We start from the raw sequence: 14,318 nt of genomic DNA, 5'->3' as shown, positions 1-14,318 counted from the left end.
TCACCTTTCCCCTGGTGAGGGGCCCTTCTCGTCAGGACGGGTGACCTCCGTCGGGGCGGCCGGACGGGCGTGTTCACGGACCGCGGCGGGGCCGGCGTCGGTGGTCAGCAACGTGAACTCCCACGGCCCGCTGTCGACCTCTCCCGCCCGGTCGTAGCCCACCCAGCGGCCCCGCGCGGAACGTCCCGTCGGGTCGACCACCAGCTGGATCGCGCCGTGGTAGCGGGCGCCACGATAGTGGCCGTCGGTGGCGGTGTGCTCGGTCCAGGTGCCGGTGAGGACGAGATCGGCCCGGACCAGGTCGAGCCGGAGCCGCGAGTCGTTCGACCCCGGGATGCTCGCGATCACGATCCGCCCGCGCCTGCCCGTCCGGACGGTGACGTGGTGACGGCGTTCCAGCGGACCGCGCGAGGTGCTGGTGTAGCCGTAGTGGCTGAGCCAGATCCCGTCCGGCGCGACCCCGCCGGAGGCCCGCCGTGCCCGCCACGACCCGAGTCCCATGTCCGAGATCGTGGCCGGTCGGCTCCGGCCGGGCAACGCCACGATCGCCGTACGCTGCACCGTCGTGGACGGGGTGTGGGAGGCGGAGCTGACGCTGCCGACGCCGCTGGTCGAGATCCGCGATCCGGCGTTCGGGCGGACCCGTGTCCTGTTCAAGCGCGACGACCTCCTCCACCCCGACGTGCCGGGCAACAAGTGGCGCAAGCTGAAGTACCTCGTCCGCGACGCCCGGGAGCGGGGCGCCGGGACCCTGCTCACCTTCGGCGGCGCCCACTCCAACCACGTGCGTGCCGTCGCGGCGGTCGGCGAGCGGCTCGGCCTCCGGACGATCGGCGTCATCCGCGGCGAGGAGCGGCCGACGAACCCCGGTCTGCGCCGGGCCGAGGAGCGCGGGATGGTGCTGCACTACCTCGACCGGAGCACCTACCGGCGCAAGACGGACCCGGACGTGCTCGCGGAGCTGCACGCGCGGTTCGGCGACCCGTACGTGGTGCCCGAGGGCGGGACGTCGTCCCTCGCGCTGCCCGGGCTCGCCGAGATGGTGCACGAGCTCGACCGGCCCTACGACGCCGTCGTGTGTGCGGTCGGGACCGGCGGGACCGTCGCCGGCATCGCGGCGGCGCTGCCGGCGGGGCGCCGCGTCGTCGGGATCAGCGCGCTGCGCGGGGCGCACTCGCTCGACGGCGACGTCGACGCCCTGCACCGGGCCGCGCTCGGGCACGGGCTGGACAACTGGACCATCGAGCACCGGTTCCACTGCGGCGGGTTCGCCCGGCGCAGCCCCGAGCTCGACACGTTCCTCACCGGGTTCCGCGGCCGGCACGGGTGGGCGCCCGACCGGGTCTACGTCGGCAAGGCGCTGCTCGGGTTGGTGACGTCGATCGGCGAGGGCCGGTTCGCCGGCGAGACGGTCGTGCTGCTGGTCTCCGGCCCTGTCGACGAGGAGTGACCCGTCCGCCGCAGCCGCCACTCACCGGACTTGATCGTGTACTGCTTCGAGATGCCGAGCCAGCGGCCCGTGAGCGCGGTCCCGGTCGGATCGAGCACGAGCTGGACGGTGCCGTGATAGCTCGCGGCGCGGTAGTGCCCGGTCGGTGAAGTCCGCTCGTGCCAGGTGCCGGTGACCAGCACTCCCTCGGTGTCGAGGGTGAGGACCAGCTCGCTGCCGGTCCCGTCCGGTCGGCTCGTCCCGACCAGCCGCCCGTCGCGGCACTCGATGTCGACCAGATGGTCGGATTCCAGGTCGCGGCCGCGACTCGTGCTCGGGTAGCTGTAGCTGCTGGCCCAAGCCCCTCGAAGGTCGGTGACCGGGGAGAGCGCCGGCCGAGCGGTCGCTGTCGCCCCGGGAGGTGCCGCGGCAGCCGCGGCCGTGCTGAGCTTGAGCAGCCACGCCCGACGCTGCTCCGCCGGAATCCCGGCCGCCCAGCCCGAGACCGACTCGACGAGTTCTGGCAGGTCCAGGTGCTGGACCTGCCAGACGAGTGCTGCCCGGTCCACGTCCGGCCCGCCGGCATCGCCGTGGTCGGGCAGGTCCGCGAGCAGGTCCCGCACCGCGCAGACGTAGAGCCGCGCCAGCCGTTCGAGCACGTCGAGCGACGGCGCGTGGCCGGTCGGGCCGGGCCAGTTCTCCCAGTAGGAGAAGGCCTTGAAGGTCCGGGGCGCATCGGGCCAGTGGCGGTTCCATTCGGCGGCGGCATCGGACTGGCTCCAGCCGTGGGCGAGCCTCGCCGCGGTCAGGGCACGGACCCCGAACCGTTCGCGGAGCTGCCGGGCCGTCGCCGCGGGTGTCGCGCCGGTCTCCCGGAGTCCCCTGGCGAACCGTAGATGTTCCCGGCGTCCCGTCACGAGCGGCGAACCTACTCCCGGCCGGACCGGGAGCTCCGGCCCCATGACCTGGTCGGACGGGGTGATCACGCCGCCCCCGGGGGCAGCACGCTCGGGTGGGTGAACAGAGACCTCTCCGGCCTCGCGGCCCTGCTCGCCGAGCACCCGGATCTGCGCGACGCCCTGCTCGCCACGCACGTCCCACGACCGGACGGCCGGTGCCGCGCGTGCAGCTCGCAGGCCGCGCCACCCGCCCGGTGGCCGTGCGGGTTGCGGGAGGCCGCCGAACGCGCGCTGCAGCCGTTCCGCGGTCAGAACGGCAGTACGTCCACCAGCAGCGCGTAGCCCACGAACGCGACGATGTCGATCAGCAGGTGCGCCCCGACCAGCGGCCAGAGCCGGTTCGTGCGCTGCCAGTACCGGGCGAACACGAGGCCCATCACCAGGTTCCCGAAGAAGGCCCCGATCCCCTGGTAGAGGTGGTAGCACCCGCGCACCACGGCGGCGGTGAGCGCGGAGCGGTTCTCCGACCAGCCCAGCTGCCGGAACCGGGTGAGCAGGTAGCCGATCATGACGACCTCCTCCGCCCAGGAGTTCGCCGCCGCCGACAGGACGAGCATCGGGATGCGCCACCAGACGTCGGTGAGGGTGCTCGGGGCGACGTCCGGGGTGATCCCGGCGAGCCGCCCGATCAGGTACAGCCCCAGCCCGGGGATCCCGATCAGCGCGGCGAGCCCGGCGGAGTGCAGCGCGTCCCGCCACGGACGTCGTCCGTCGAGCCCGACCCGGCGCAGCGCGAACCCGGCGCGCAGCAGGAGGTAGGCGGCGAGGGCGCCCCAGCCGGCGAGCTGGAGCGCCCGGACCAGCTGGAACGCGAGGTCGATCCAGGCGTCGGTGGACGCCGGTGCGTTCAGGGTGACCTGCTGGTCGGCCAGGGGGGCCGGGGCGAGGAGCGCCTCGAGCAGGGACAGCGCGCTGCGCAGCCCGGAGAGCCCGAGCGTGACCGTCAGGACGACGGCGATCTCCAGCCCGATCAGCCGTCGTTCCCGGCGGTCGGTCACCGGGGCCGGGTCGGCGGGGCGGGGCGGGATCAGCCAGGTCCGCAGCGTGCTCGCCGTCGTCACACGGCCGATCATGGCATCGCGGCGGGACCGGCCCCCGCGGCGGACACCCGTCGAGTGGCACACCGTGCACGTCGGACCGGTCCCGGGAGGTACGTGACGTACCGCTCGGGCGGGCGCGGCTCACCGGTCCGGCGGTTGCGTACCCTGGTCGGCGTGATGCGGCTGCTGCTGTCCCCGAGGTGGATGGTCTGGCACGTGCTCACGCTCGGCGCGATGGTGGCCTGTGGCTGGCTCGCCGTCTGGCAGTGGCAGCGGGCCGGCTCGGCGATGGGCTCCGCCCTGAACATCGGGTACGGCCTGCAGTGGCCCGTCTTCGCCGTGTTCTTCGGCGTGATGTGGTTCCGCTTCCTGCGGATGGAGATCCGCGACCTGCGTGCCGCCGGCGTGGGCGTCGAGTCCGGTGATCCCGCCGCTCCGTCCACGGACGACGGCGACCGGCCGGCCGGCGCCGTGCCGGCTCCCCGCGACGTGGCCCCGGAGCCCACCGCGGACGCCGCCGACGCCACGGCTGACGAGCCCGCCCGGCCGTCGCCCTTCACCGCCCGTCCGGCCGGCGTGACCGCGCCCCGGAGCACGGACCCGCAGCTGCGGGCCTACAACGAGGAGCTGGCCCGCCTGTCGGTCCGGCACCGGGAGGAGTCCACCCCGTGACCGTCGCGACCGCCCTGCGGGCCTACCGCATCTCGGCCTGGGTGACCGGTGTGGGGCTGCTGCTCCTGACCTTCTACGCGATGCCGGCGAAGTACCTGTTCGGCGACCCGCGCCCGGTAGCGCTGATCGGGATGGTGCACGGCTTCCTGTACATGATCTACATCGTGTGCACGCTGATCCTGGCCGAGCGGTGCCGCTGGAAGCCGGTGTTCGCCGTCGTCATCCTGGCGGCGGGCACCGTCCCGGTCGCGTCGTTCGTGGCCGAGCGCAAGGTGACGCAGAAGGTGCAGGCCGAGCACCTCGCCGGCGCCGGGTCCTGACGCTCAGCCCTCCGTCTGCGGCACCGCGGGGCAGCCGACCAGCTCCGCGAAGCGCTTCTGCAGCTCCGCCGGGGTGGTCGCCTCGGAGGAGAACGACAGCCGGACGTCCTGCGTCCCGCCGCCCGGCGCCGGGACCCGCACCCGCAGCCCGCACCGGTCCACGCCGATCGGCCGGATCCGGCCGTCGACCCCGCGCAGGCCGTGCGGCAGGTGCCGGCGCAGCGCGCACAGCATCTCGGGGTGCGCCTGGTCGAGGTGTTCGAGCCAGGGCTGCTCGACCTGGCAGAACGGGTCCGGGTCGGCGGCCGCCAGCTCGGCGGGCGAGACCGACGCGCAGCCCTCGGCGTCGGAGTAGACCCCCGACGACGGGTGCAGCCGCAGCAGCGTCGCGCCACGGCCGGCGTCGAGCAGGTTGGGGTGCGGGGCCTTCTCGGCCAGCCGCAGCGCCCGCTCCCGTCCGGTCCGTGGGTCCGGCTCGTGCAGCCGTCCCAGGAGCCACAGCAGCTCGCGGACCGGCTCGGGCAGCGGCACCGGTGTCCGCCCGGTGAGCTCCAGCATCACCGGCAGCCCGTCGGCCGACAGCCGTGCCTGCTCGCGCACCCGGTGGTCGTCGGGCAGCAGCAGGTCGGTCGTGCCGTCCGGCCAGGTGTGGTGCATCAGCGGCGCACAGGGCTCCGGCTCGCCGGTCCCGACGAGTGCGGCGGTGCCGCCGCGCATGACCAGGCTGCGTGCGCGCTCGGCGACGGCGGGCGTCGGCGGACGTCGCGTGCGGGTGGTTCCCACTCTCACCTCCGATTAGGCAACCCTTACCTAATCAGTCGTGAGTGTTGCCTGTCCATAGTGCGGTGGCTGTGCTGCTGGGCACGTGGGGAGAACCCCCGTTGTCCACCGGCCGTGACCCGACCGTTAGCGTCGTCGGCGTGATGACCGTGCCCTCGGGTTCAGCTGCCGACCCGTGGCCGATCCGTCCGCTGCTGGCCGCGCTGGTCGACGACACCAGCCTCCTGCAGCCCCGGGCCGTCGCACCGGGAGTGGACGCGGTGGTGTCCCGCTACCTCGCCGCTCGCGACGGTCACTACGGAGGCCTCGTCGGGCGGTTGGTGTGCCCGGCCTCGCAGCTTCCCGCCGTGGTCACCGAACTCGCCCGGTCCGCGCCGAACAGGCCGGCCGAGCTCGCCCTGGTCGTGGACACCGGCCTCGGCGCGGTGCCCAAGGCCCTGTCGACCGTGTTCTCCCGCTCCAGCCTGCTCACGCCGAGCACCGTCGAGTGCGCCGCCCCGCCGGACGTCGACGGCGTGTGGCTCGAGCGGGTCTCCGAGTTCGTCCCGGACGAGGTGACGCCGGTCGTCGAGCCGCGCCGCCCCGTCGAGGGCGACGCCGACGGCACGGAGGCCTGGCTCGCCGCCGTCCGGAAGGTCGCCGGGCACGGCTGCACGCCGAAGATCCGGATGGGCGGCCCCCGGCCGTCGGACGTCCCGGAGACCGGCGACGTGCACCGGTTCCTCCAGGCCGGTCTGGAGAGCGGAACGGGCGGGATCTCCGCGCAGGGACTCGACCGGATCGTGCGCGAGGAGCCGTCCGGGTCCTTCACCCGCGGCCGCCACGGCCTGCTGAACCTGATCGTCGCCGTCGCCCGGATGACCGGGGTCAGCGCCTCGCCCGAACCGGTCGAGGACGCCCTGGACACCACCGACGGCGAGGCGCTCGCCCGGGAGCTCGACGAGCTGCCCGAGGCCGCCGTGGAGCAGGTCCGGACGGTGCTGCCGCGCTGCGGCGTCGACCCGGACCCGGTGCCGATCGCCGATCTCGTCGCGCTCGGTCTGCTGGACTGAGCATGGCCCGGATCGGATTCCTGGGCCCGCACGCCACCTTCACCGAGCAGGCCCTGCGGACGCTGCCCGAGTCGCACGACGCCGAGCTGGTCCCGCTGCCGGGCGCGCCCGCCGTGCTGGCGGCCGTCCGCGACGGCTCCGTCGACGCGGGCTGCGTCCCGATCGAGAACACCGTCGAGGGGGCCGTCCCGCCGGTCCTCGACGGTCTCGTGGAGGACCCGCCGCTGGTGATCGCCCGGGAGGCCCGGATCGCGGTCCGGTTCTGCCTGCTGGGGCGGGCCGGCACCGATCCCACCGCGATCCGCACCGTCGCCTCGCACGGGCACGGCATCGCCCAGACCCGCGGCTGGCTGGCGGCGAACCTGCCCGGCGCCGAGGTCCGGGTCAGCTCCTCGACCGCCGAGGCCGCCGCGCAGGCCGCCCGCGGCGAGGTCGACGCCGCCGTCGCGGCCCCGCTCGCCGCGGACCGGCACGGGCTCGCCGTGCTGGCGGACGACATCGCCGACAACGCCGGCGCCGTCACCCGCTTCGTGCTGCTCACCCGGCCCGCGCCGCCGGCGTCGCCGACCGGGTGGGACCGCACCACGCTCGCCGCGACGACCACCAACCGGCCGGGGACCCTGCTCGGGCTGCTCACCGAGCTCGCCGTGCGCGGGATCGACCTGACCCGGATCGAGTCCCGCCCGGTCAAGGACCGGCACGCCGAGTACTGGTTCCACCTGGACTGCTCCGGGCACGTCTCGGAGCCGGCGATGGGGGAGGCGCTCGCCGCCCTGTACCGCCGCTGCGACCGGCTGATCTACCTCGGCTCGTTCCCGCGTTCCGACGTGCCGCCGGAGCCCGTGCAGGGGACCGGCAGCCCGGTGGTGCCGCTGGACACCGCCACCGCCGACGACTACGCGGCGTCCGAGCGCTGGCTCGCCGCCGTCCGCGAGGGGGCCCGCAGATGACCGCGCCGCACGACGGCCGACCCGACGACGAGCACGACGGCGCCGCGTCCTTCGCGGCCGTCGGGGTCGGTACCCGTCTGCCGTCCGTACCGCCCGACGACGGCGCCGTCCGGCTGGTGCTGGTCCGGCACGGGCGGACCCCGTCGAACGTCCGGCACGCCCTCGACACCGGGCTGCCCGGCCCGGGGCTCGACGAGCTCGGGCACGAGCAGGCCCGCGCCGTCGCCGGCCTGCTCGGCGGCTGGCCGGTCCGGGCCCTGTACGCCTCGCGCGCCGTCCGCGCGCAGGAGACCGCCGCCCCGATCGGTGAGGTGCTCGGGCTCGACGTGCGGTCGCTGCCCGGCGCCCACGAGGTCTACGTCGGCGAGCTGGACCGGCGCGCCGACGACGACGCCCGCGAGATCTTCGACGGGATCTTCGAGGCCTGGTGGGACGGCGACGTCACCCGGCCGATGCCCGGCGGCGAGTCCGTGCAGGACGTGTGGGACCGGTTCCTGCCGGACGTCTCCACGGCGCTGGAGCCGGTCACCTCCGGGGCCGTCGTCGTGGTGAGCCACGGCGCCGCGATCCGGCTCCTCACGCTCGCGCTGCTGGACGGCCCGGACGCGCAGTTCGGCCGGGACAACCCGATCCCGAACACCGGACGGGTCGTCCTCCGCCGGGACCCCGGCGGCTGGACCCGGGAGCTGTGGGACCCGATGCCGGACCGGACCCCCTCGTCGCACTGACCCCGGGTGGCGGCCGGGGTCAGCCCCAGCCGAGCTCGTGCAGGCGGTCCTCGGAGATGCCGAAGTGGTGCGCGATCTCGTGCACCACGGTGATCGCGACCTCGTCGACGACGTGGTCGTCGTCCTCGCAGAACTCCAGCACCGCGTCCCGGTAGATCGTGATCCGGTCCGGTAGCTCGCCCGCGTAGTCGGCCGTGCGCTCGGTCAGGGCGACACCCTCGTAGAGGCCCAGCAGCTCGGGCTCCTCCGGATTCCGCGGCTCGACCAGCACGACGACGTTGTCCATCTCCCGGGTCAGCTCCTCCGGGACGAGATCGAGCGCCTCGCCGACCAGTTCGTCGAACCGGTCCGGTGGCATCGGGACCGGCACCCGAGCCGGCCTCAGTCGCCGAGCCCGGGGAGCCCGGGCGGAACGTCCAGCGACGGTGGCGCCACCCCGGTGTCGGGGGCGGCCGGCTGCTCGGACTCCGGCTGCTCGACCGGGGCCTGCGAGCCCTCCGCGGGCGGGGACGACTCCTCGGGGGAGGCGGGGGCGCCCGGCGAGGCCGGCGCGGACGGCGCCGCCTGGTCACCGACCACGATGTTGCCCTTGACCGACCCGGTCACCGACGCGAACCCGCTGCCGTCGGGCAGCAACGTGCCGATGTTGCAGTTGACCTTGCGGCTGCCGGCCTTCCAGGACTCCTCACCGAGGTTGCCCCAGTAGACGGTCAGCTTCTTCTCGCCGATCACCTTGTCGTTGCCGGCGAACTTGTTGGCCGCGTCGGTACAGGCCGGCTGGAGGAACTTGTCCTGGTCCTCGACCGCGGGCCAGCCCTCCTTGAACTCCGTACCGAGGTCGACCACGCCCACCGTCTCGACGGCGTGCGGGCCCGCGCAGTCCGTCGGGTCGCCGACGGTGCGGCCGTCGATCCCGAGGCAGGTGCCGGCCGGCTGGACCGCGGACTGGTCCTGCTCGGCGACCTTGCCGGTGATCGGGAACATCTTCCCGCTGCGGGACGCCATCTGGAGCCCGCACCGCATGCCCTTGTCGCCCTCGTTCCAGCGCGCCTCGGAGGGCTTGAGCGCGCCGACCCGGAACTTGCCGTCCGGGTCGAACTTCCCGTTCAGGTACTTGGTCGCGACCGGGGTGCACCGGTCCGCGACGAGCTTCTGCCAGGCCGCGTCGGTCGGGAAGACCGGCTGGTCGGCGAGCGCGACCCGGCCGGCCTGCTCGAACAGGTGCGGCTGGGCGCAGTTCACGGCCGCGGTGTCGGTCGCGTCGGCACGGTCCCAGCTCAGGCAGGTGCCGGGTACGTCCGGCGGGGGCGGCAGCGGCGGCGGCTCCTCGACGCGCGGCACCCCGGACGAGGCGAACGACCCCAGTACGGGCACCTCGGCGCCGAGCAGCGAGTCCAGCGACGCCACCGTGAACATGAGGATCGCGCCGACGAGGACCCCGATCCCGATCCGGCGGGCACCGAACGGGCCACCGGCGGGGCTGCCGCCCTGCGTCACGACGGAGCCGTCGTCGGAGGCGGAGGAGGCGGCGTCGGTCTCGTCCCGGCGACGACGGCGGCCGGGGGCCACCGGGGTCGCGGACGTCGCACGCTCCGGCGGGGCCAGGACCGACGTCGCCCCACCGGTGGCGCGGGAGTAGCGGCCGTCGTACCCGTCGTAGGCCTGCTCGCCGGTCGTCTCGGGACCGGTCTCGGCGGGCCGGCGGGGCGCGGAGCCGGCAGGGGAGCTGGGATCCATGGCCCGTCCATGATGCAGTCCGGCGCGCCGCACCCTCACCCGGCCGGGTCGCCGGCGCGGTCATCGGTCGGCGGCGTGCTGTGAACGTGCAGGTGACGGCGCCGGTGCGGGATCGACGCGGAACCGGGGCGACCACTCGTCGGGCCGGCGGACGACGAAACGCAGCCGAATCGAGATCAGGATCGCGCGCCGGGGCCGGGCACGGGCCGGGTAGCCTGCGGCCCGGGGGGATGCAGCGCGATGGGTGATCTTCGATGAGCGATGGACGGCAGCCGGGTCACGACCCGGCCGAGGGCGCCGACGACCGCACGCCGCCGGCCGGTACGCCTGCGGCGCAGCCGGACCGCACCGGTGCGGCACCGCGCGGCCGGATCCGTCAGCAGGACGGCAGCACCGCACCCCGCGAGCCCACGCTGGCCGAGAAGCGGGCCCGCGAGCAGAAGCTGCGCGCCGACCGCGAGGCCGTGCGGCAGAAGGAGGCCCGCTCCCGGACGACGAAGCGGGTGCTGATCGGGGCCGGCGCCACCATCGGCGTCGTCGCGCTGATCGCCGGTGTCTACGCCGCGTCCTCGCCGGACGAGGAGGTCGTCGCCCAGTGCGTCGACGAGAACCAGGTCGTCGTCCCGGACGAGAACTGCGCCGGCGCCTCGCAGCAGGGCCAGGTCAGCAACGGCGGTGGCGGGTTCGCGTTCGTCCCGATCTTCCTCGGTGGTGGTGGGCGCCAGTACCACTACAACTACGGCAGCACCGGCGGTGTCGGCCAGGTCGCGACCGGTGGCTCGGTCAACCCGCCGCCGGCGGCGTCGAAGAGCGGGACGACCGTGCGCAGCGGCACCTCCGGCAGCACCATCTCGCGCGGTGGCCTCGGGGTGGGCGGGTCCAGCTCGTCGTCCTCTGGCGGCTCGTCCTCGTCGTCCGGGAGCTGATCGGTGCGACGCGAGCGCGGCACCCCGCGTCCGGACTGGCAGCGCACGGTCGCCGAGCAGGGCCTGGTGTTCGGCACGCCCGGCCGGGACGGCTCCGGCGGTGAGCGGCCCTACTGGGACGAGTCGGCGCACTACGTCTTCGAGATGGACGAGATCCTCTCCCTCGAGGCCGACGTCGAGGTCCTGCACTCGATGTGCCTGACCGCCGTCGACCACGTGGTGACGACGGAGCGCTTCAAGGACTTCGCGCTGCCCGAGTGGAGCTGGCAGGCCGTCGCCGAGTCGTGGCGGCGGGCCGACCCGTACGTCTACGGCCGGTTCGACCTGCGCTACGACGGCTCCGGCCCGGGCAAGCTCCTGGAGTACAACGCGGACACGCCCACGTCGCTGCTCGAGGCGTCGATCCTGCAGTGGTACTGGCTGCAGGACGTCCACCCCGGCGACGACCAGTGGAACTCCCTGCACGAGAAGCTCGTCGAGCGCTGGGGCGAGATCCGGCAGGGACTGCCGTCGTCCGAGGTGCACTTCACCTGGTCCGGCGCGGAGTCCACCGGCGAGGACCACATCACCGTCGGGTACCTGCAGGAGACCGCGGCCGAGGCCGGGATCGACACCGTCGGTCTGTCCATCGAGGACATCGGCTGGGACTCGGCGCTGGACCGGTTCGTGGACCTGGAGGAGGCGCCGATGTCGGGCGTCTTCAAGCTCTACCCGTGGGAGTGGATGCTCTCCGACGACTTCGGCAAGCACGTCACCCGCAGCCTGCCGGAGACGCTCTGGCTGGAGCCGCTGTGGAAGACGCTCCTGTCGAACAAGGCGCTGCTCGCCGTGCTGTGGGAGCTCTACCCCGGGCACCCCAACCTGCTGCCCGCCTCGCTGAACGACCCCGGGATCCTCACCGAGTACGTCCGCAAGCCGCTCCTCGGCCGGGAGGGCTCGAACATCCAGGTCGTCGCGCCCGGGTACGAGACGGCGACCGGCGGCGTCTACGGCGACGAGGGCTTCGTCTACCAGATGTTCGACCCGCTGCCCGAGTTCGACGGCTACCGCCCGGTGCTCGGCGCCTGGCTGGTCGGTGACACCGCCGCGGGCCTGGGCATCCGCGAGACCGCCGGCCTGATCACCGACGACGGCGCGGCGTTCGTGCCGCACCGCATCACGTCCTGACCGCTCCCCGCATCTCCTCCGGAGGCATTCCGTGATCCTCGCCCAGGCGCTCGACGCTACCTACTGGGGCTTCCTCGGCCGTGGCATCGGCGCGATCCTGCTCTACGCCGTCATCGGCACGCTGCTGATGCTGGTCGGCTTCTGGGCGATCGACCTGACGACGCCGGGCAAGCTGCCGCAGATGGTCCGGGCCGGCCTGCCCAACGCCATCACCATCACCGCCGCCGGGATGATCTCGATGGCGTTCATCATCGTGCTCGCGATCTACGCCTCGGCCGGGTCGCTGCTGCAGGGCATGATCTCGTCGCTGGTGTTCGGCCTGGTCGGGATCATCGCCCAGGTCGGGGCGGTGCGGCTGCTGGAGTGGGTGACCGGCATCGACATCGGCGACGTCATCCAGGACGACGAGCCCCGCGCGGCGGCGAAGGTCGTCGCGGCGGCCCACCTGGCGCTGGGCCTGATCGTGGCGGTCGCCGTCTTCTGACCCCACGGTTCGGGTGCGGCCGGGTCAGGCCAGCGCGGCGACGACGTCGACCCGGGCCTGCGGCGGCGGCATCGCGGCGATCTCGGCACGCACCTCCCGGGCCGCGGCGGCGAGCTCGCCGTCGTGCACGAGCCGGTGGAGCGCGTCCGGGGTGAGAGGGCCGCCGATCCCGGCGCCGCGGGCCTCGACGAGCGCGGCGTTGTGCCTGCGGTCGCCCGGTCCCGGCAGCGCCAGCTGGGGTACGCCCACGGCCAGCGCGGACAGCACGTGCCCGGAGTTCCCGCCGTGCAGCACCGCGGCGCAGGCGGGCAGCAGCTGCGCCGGTGGGACCCGGCCGACCGAGCGGATCCCGGGGCCGAGCCTGCGGCCCAGCCGGGCGGGCGGACGGACCAGCACCAGCTCGCAGTCGGGGCCGTCGCCGCTCCGGGCGATGCGCACGGCGGAGGCCTGCAGGTCACCGCGGACCGGACCGCCGCCGCGCAGGACCAGGATCCGGGGCCGGACCGACGGCTCCTGCAGCCACGCCGGCGGTGCGCCGCCCGAGGACCGCCACACCGGACGGACCGCCAGCGCGTCCCGCGCCCCGACCAGGCTCGCCGGTGCGATGGTCAGGACCATCGCCGGTGCCGGGACCCCGCGCAGGCCGTGCCGGATCCGGGCGCGCTCCAGCGGGCGGGCGTCGAGCAGGGTGCGGGCGGTCGCGAGGCCGTCGAGCAGGCCGTTCTCGTGCAGCACGGCGGGGACGTCGTGCCGCGCGGCGGCGAGCGCCCCCGCCACCGCCAGCGGCTCGTGCAGGACGACGTCCGGCCGCCACTGCTCGGTGACGGTCACCAGCGCGTCGGTCAGCTCCTCGTTGACCGGCGCGAACAACGACCGGACACCGGCGTCCCCTCCCTTTCCGGCCAGCTCCGCGCGTGCGGTCGCCGGGTGCGCGACGAGCGACCGCGCCGCCAGCCGTCCGATGCGCAGGTTCCGGGCGACGTCGATGAAGGGCAGCGGCCCGGGACCGCCCGACGGGAGTGCCTCACCGCCGCTGGCCAGCAGGACCTCGTGACCGGAGTCCCAGAGCGCGTGCGCGAACGGGAGCAGCGGCGTCAGGTGCCCAGCCAGCGGGGCCGCGACCACCAGAACACGCACCCGACGAGGGTATCCACCCCGCCGTCCCCCGCGGGGCCGAACATCGACATCGGGCAGCCGTCCCGGTATCCGTAGGCTCGGTGTCGTGATCGCCGAGAAGCCACCGCGGTTGGTCGCCACCGACGTCGACGGGACCCTCCTCGACGACGGCGGCGCCGTCTCGCCGCGCACCGCCGCCGTCGTCGGACGGCTGGTCGGTGCGGGCGCCGGTTTCGTGCTCGTCACCGGACGGCCGCCGCGCTGGATCCCCCCGATCGTGGCGCGGCTCCCGGAGGGGCTGGTGCGGCTGTGCGTGTGCGCGAACGGGGCGGTGCTCTACGACGCCGTCGACGACGTCGTCCTCGGCGCGCACACGCTGGCCCCGGACGCGGTCCGCACCCTCGCGGCGCTCGCCGGCGAGCTGTTCCCGGGCTGCGGGCTCGGCGTCGAGCGGGTCGGGAACGCGGTCTCCGGCGGCATCGCGCGGGGCACCGTCGACGAGTTCCTCACCGGCCCCGGCTACGTGCACGCCTGGGGCGAGCACGACGGCGGCGAGGCCGGCCACGACGAGCTCCTCGCCCACCCGGCCACCAAGGTGCTCGTCCGGGCACCGGAGCTGACCAGCGAGCAGATGATGAAGGCGCTCGCACCGCGGGTGGACGGGCTGGCCGACCTGACGTTCTCGCACCCGTCCGGGCTGATCGAGGCGTCCGCGCCCGGCGTCACGAAGGCCACCGGGCTGGCCGCCGTCGCCGAGCGGCTCGGCGTCACCGCCGCGGAGACGATCGCGTTCGGGGACATGCCGAACGATCGGGAGATGCTGCGCTGGGCGGGCACCGGGGTCGCGATGGGCAACGCGCACCCGGACCTGATCGGACTGGCCGACGAGGTCACCGCGCCGCACACCCACGACGGCATCGCCGAGGTCCTCGAACGCTGGTTCTGACGGCGGTCGCCC

At 74.5% G+C, this 14,318-nt stretch carries 17 protein-coding genes; 10 read left to right on the top strand and 7 right to left on the bottom strand.

Annotated features, from left to right (window positions below; all coding sequences use genetic code 11):
• Entirely contained in the window at positions 1–501 is a 501-nt protein-coding gene (locus PP1_RS16270) for a hypothetical protein (RefSeq protein WP_010227534.1), read from the bottom strand.
• Here PP1_RS16270 and PP1_RS16265 point away from each other — a divergent pair.
• The gene (locus tag PP1_RS16265; protein ID WP_010227532.1) at positions 500–1,450 is read left to right on the top strand and encodes a 1-aminocyclopropane-1-carboxylate deaminase/D-cysteine desulfhydrase; all 951 of its coding nucleotides are present in this window, start codon (positions 500–502) and stop codon (positions 1,448–1,450) included. The two genes, PP1_RS16270 and PP1_RS16265, sit on opposite strands and share 2 nt — an antisense overlap.
• Here PP1_RS16265 and PP1_RS16260 read toward each other — a convergent pair.
• Both PP1_RS16260 and PP1_RS16255 read right to left on the bottom strand, forming a co-directional pair.
• Positions 1,345–2,523: a hypothetical protein gene (locus PP1_RS16260; RefSeq protein WP_033199167.1), complete on the bottom strand. Its 1,179-nt coding sequence runs from the start codon at positions 2,521–2,523 to the stop codon at positions 1,345–1,347. The genes PP1_RS16265 and PP1_RS16260 overlap by 106 nt on opposite strands.
• Before the next feature lie 113 nt (positions 2,524–2,636).
• Positions 2,637–3,461: a CPBP family intramembrane glutamic endopeptidase gene (locus tag PP1_RS16255; RefSeq protein ID WP_010227528.1), complete on the bottom strand. Its 825-nt coding sequence runs from the start codon at positions 3,459–3,461 to the stop codon at positions 2,637–2,639.
• Positions 3,462–3,605: 144 nt separating this feature from the next.
• Between PP1_RS16255 and PP1_RS16250 the strand changes: the two genes are divergently transcribed.
• Together PP1_RS16250 and PP1_RS16245 are read left to right on the top strand one after the other, a co-directional pair.
• Positions 3,606–4,100, top strand: a complete 495-nt coding sequence (locus PP1_RS16250; protein WP_249266066.1) for a hypothetical protein — start codon at positions 3,606–3,608, stop codon at positions 4,098–4,100.
• A complete protein-coding gene (locus PP1_RS16245) occupies positions 4,097–4,420 on the top strand; it encodes a DUF3817 domain-containing protein (RefSeq protein WP_010227524.1) in 324 nt (107 codons plus the stop codon). The genes PP1_RS16250 and PP1_RS16245 overlap by 4 nt, the downstream gene beginning before the upstream one ends.
• A gap of 3 nt (positions 4,421–4,423) precedes the next feature.
• On the opposite strand, the gene PP1_RS16240 is transcribed toward PP1_RS16245, so the two are convergent.
• Positions 4,424–5,203: a DUF2470 domain-containing protein gene (locus tag PP1_RS16240; protein WP_010227522.1), complete on the bottom strand. Its 780-nt coding sequence runs from the start codon at positions 5,201–5,203 to the stop codon at positions 4,424–4,426.
• Positions 5,204–5,343: 140 nt separating this feature from the next.
• Between PP1_RS16240 and PP1_RS16235 the strand changes: the two genes are divergently transcribed.
• The 3 genes from PP1_RS16235 to PP1_RS16225 are packed head-to-tail and all read left to right on the top strand — an operon-like array spanning position 5,344 to position 7,930.
• Positions 5,344–6,252: a hypothetical protein gene (locus PP1_RS16235; protein ID WP_010227520.1), complete on the top strand. Its 909-nt coding sequence runs from the start codon at positions 5,344–5,346 to the stop codon at positions 6,250–6,252.
• 2 nt (positions 6,253–6,254) lie between these two features.
• Positions 6,255–7,202 carry a prephenate dehydratase gene (gene pheA / locus PP1_RS16230; protein WP_075313893.1) on the top strand — a complete coding sequence of 316 codons (948 nt, stop codon included), beginning with the start codon at positions 6,255–6,257 and terminating at the stop codon, positions 7,200–7,202.
• Positions 7,199–7,930, top strand: a complete 732-nt coding sequence (locus PP1_RS16225) for a histidine phosphatase family protein (protein WP_010227517.1) — start codon at positions 7,199–7,201, stop codon at positions 7,928–7,930. The genes pheA and PP1_RS16225 overlap by 4 nt, the downstream gene beginning before the upstream one ends.
• A gap of 19 nt (positions 7,931–7,949) precedes the next feature.
• On the opposite strand, the gene PP1_RS16220 is transcribed toward PP1_RS16225, so the two are convergent.
• Positions 7,950–8,300 (bottom strand): metallopeptidase family protein, encoded by a 351-nt coding sequence (locus tag PP1_RS16220; RefSeq protein ID WP_010227514.1) that lies wholly within the window; start codon positions 8,298–8,300, stop codon positions 7,950–7,952.
• An 11-nt stretch (positions 8,301–8,311) separates the two neighbouring features.
• Positions 8,312–9,667: a septum formation family protein gene (locus PP1_RS16215; protein ID WP_010227513.1), complete on the bottom strand. Its 1,356-nt coding sequence runs from the start codon at positions 9,665–9,667 to the stop codon at positions 8,312–8,314.
• A gap of 254 nt (positions 9,668–9,921) precedes the next feature.
• On the opposite strand from PP1_RS16215, the gene PP1_RS16210 reads away from it, so the two are divergent.
• Genes PP1_RS16210 through PP1_RS16200 form a run of 3 tightly spaced genes read left to right on the top strand, consistent with a single transcriptional unit; the run spans position 9,922 to position 12,244 of the window.
• The gene (locus PP1_RS16210; protein ID WP_050802298.1) at positions 9,922–10,593 is read left to right on the top strand and encodes a hypothetical protein; all 672 of its coding nucleotides are present in this window, start codon (positions 9,922–9,924) and stop codon (positions 10,591–10,593) included.
• A 3-nt stretch (positions 10,594–10,596) separates the two neighbouring features.
• Complete coding sequence (locus PP1_RS16205; protein ID WP_010227509.1) at positions 10,597–11,760, top strand: glutathionylspermidine synthase family protein; 1,164 nt, start codon at positions 10,597–10,599, stop codon at positions 11,758–11,760.
• A 31-nt stretch (positions 11,761–11,791) separates the two neighbouring features.
• Positions 11,792–12,244, top strand: coding sequence for a DUF350 domain-containing protein (locus PP1_RS16200; protein ID WP_010227507.1), 453 nt, complete (start codon positions 11,792–11,794; stop codon positions 12,242–12,244).
• A gap of 24 nt (positions 12,245–12,268) precedes the next feature.
• Here the strand turns inward: PP1_RS16200 and PP1_RS16195 are convergent, their stop codons facing one another.
• A complete protein-coding gene (locus PP1_RS16195; protein ID WP_075313894.1) occupies positions 12,269–13,381 on the bottom strand; it encodes a glycosyltransferase in 1,113 nt (370 codons plus the stop codon).
• Between the two features lie 85 nt (positions 13,382–13,466).
• On the opposite strand from PP1_RS16195, the gene PP1_RS16190 reads away from it, so the two are divergent.
• The gene (locus PP1_RS16190; RefSeq protein WP_010240571.1) at positions 13,467–14,306 is read left to right on the top strand and encodes an HAD family hydrolase; all 840 of its coding nucleotides are present in this window, start codon (positions 13,467–13,469) and stop codon (positions 14,304–14,306) included.
• Positions 14,307–14,318: the final 12 nt, after the last annotated feature.

It is taken from the genome of Pseudonocardia sp. P1 (assembly GCF_000178675.2).
Lineage (GTDB): Bacteria > Actinomycetota > Actinomycetes > Mycobacteriales > Pseudonocardiaceae > Pseudonocardia.
This window is presented reverse-complemented; position numbering and strand designations above follow the sequence as displayed.

Excerpts from the sequence above, each read along its gene's own strand:
- PP1_RS16265 (WP_010227532.1), top strand. The coding sequence starts at position 500 with ATGTCCGAGATCGTGGCCGGTCGGCTCCGGCCGGGCAACGCCACGATC.
- PP1_RS16270 (WP_010227534.1), bottom strand. The coding sequence starts at position 501 with ATGGGACTCGGGTCGTGGCGGGCACGGCGGGCCTCCGGCGGGGTCGCG.
- PP1_RS16255 (WP_010227528.1), bottom strand. The coding sequence starts at position 3,461 with ATGATCGGCCGTGTGACGACGGCGAGCACGCTGCGGACCTGGCTGATC.
- PP1_RS16250 (WP_249266066.1), top strand. The coding sequence starts at position 3,606 with ATGCGGCTGCTGCTGTCCCCGAGGTGGATGGTCTGGCACGTGCTCACG.
- PP1_RS16235 (WP_010227520.1), top strand. The coding sequence starts at position 5,344 with ATGACCGTGCCCTCGGGTTCAGCTGCCGACCCGTGGCCGATCCGTCCG.
- pheA (WP_075313893.1), top strand. The coding sequence starts at position 6,255 with ATGGCCCGGATCGGATTCCTGGGCCCGCACGCCACCTTCACCGAGCAG.
- PP1_RS16225 (WP_010227517.1), top strand. The coding sequence starts at position 7,199 with ATGACCGCGCCGCACGACGGCCGACCCGACGACGAGCACGACGGCGCC.
- PP1_RS16215 (WP_010227513.1), bottom strand. The coding sequence starts at position 9,667 with ATGGATCCCAGCTCCCCTGCCGGCTCCGCGCCCCGCCGGCCCGCCGAG.
- PP1_RS16210 (WP_050802298.1), top strand. The coding sequence starts at position 9,922 with ATGAGCGATGGACGGCAGCCGGGTCACGACCCGGCCGAGGGCGCCGAC.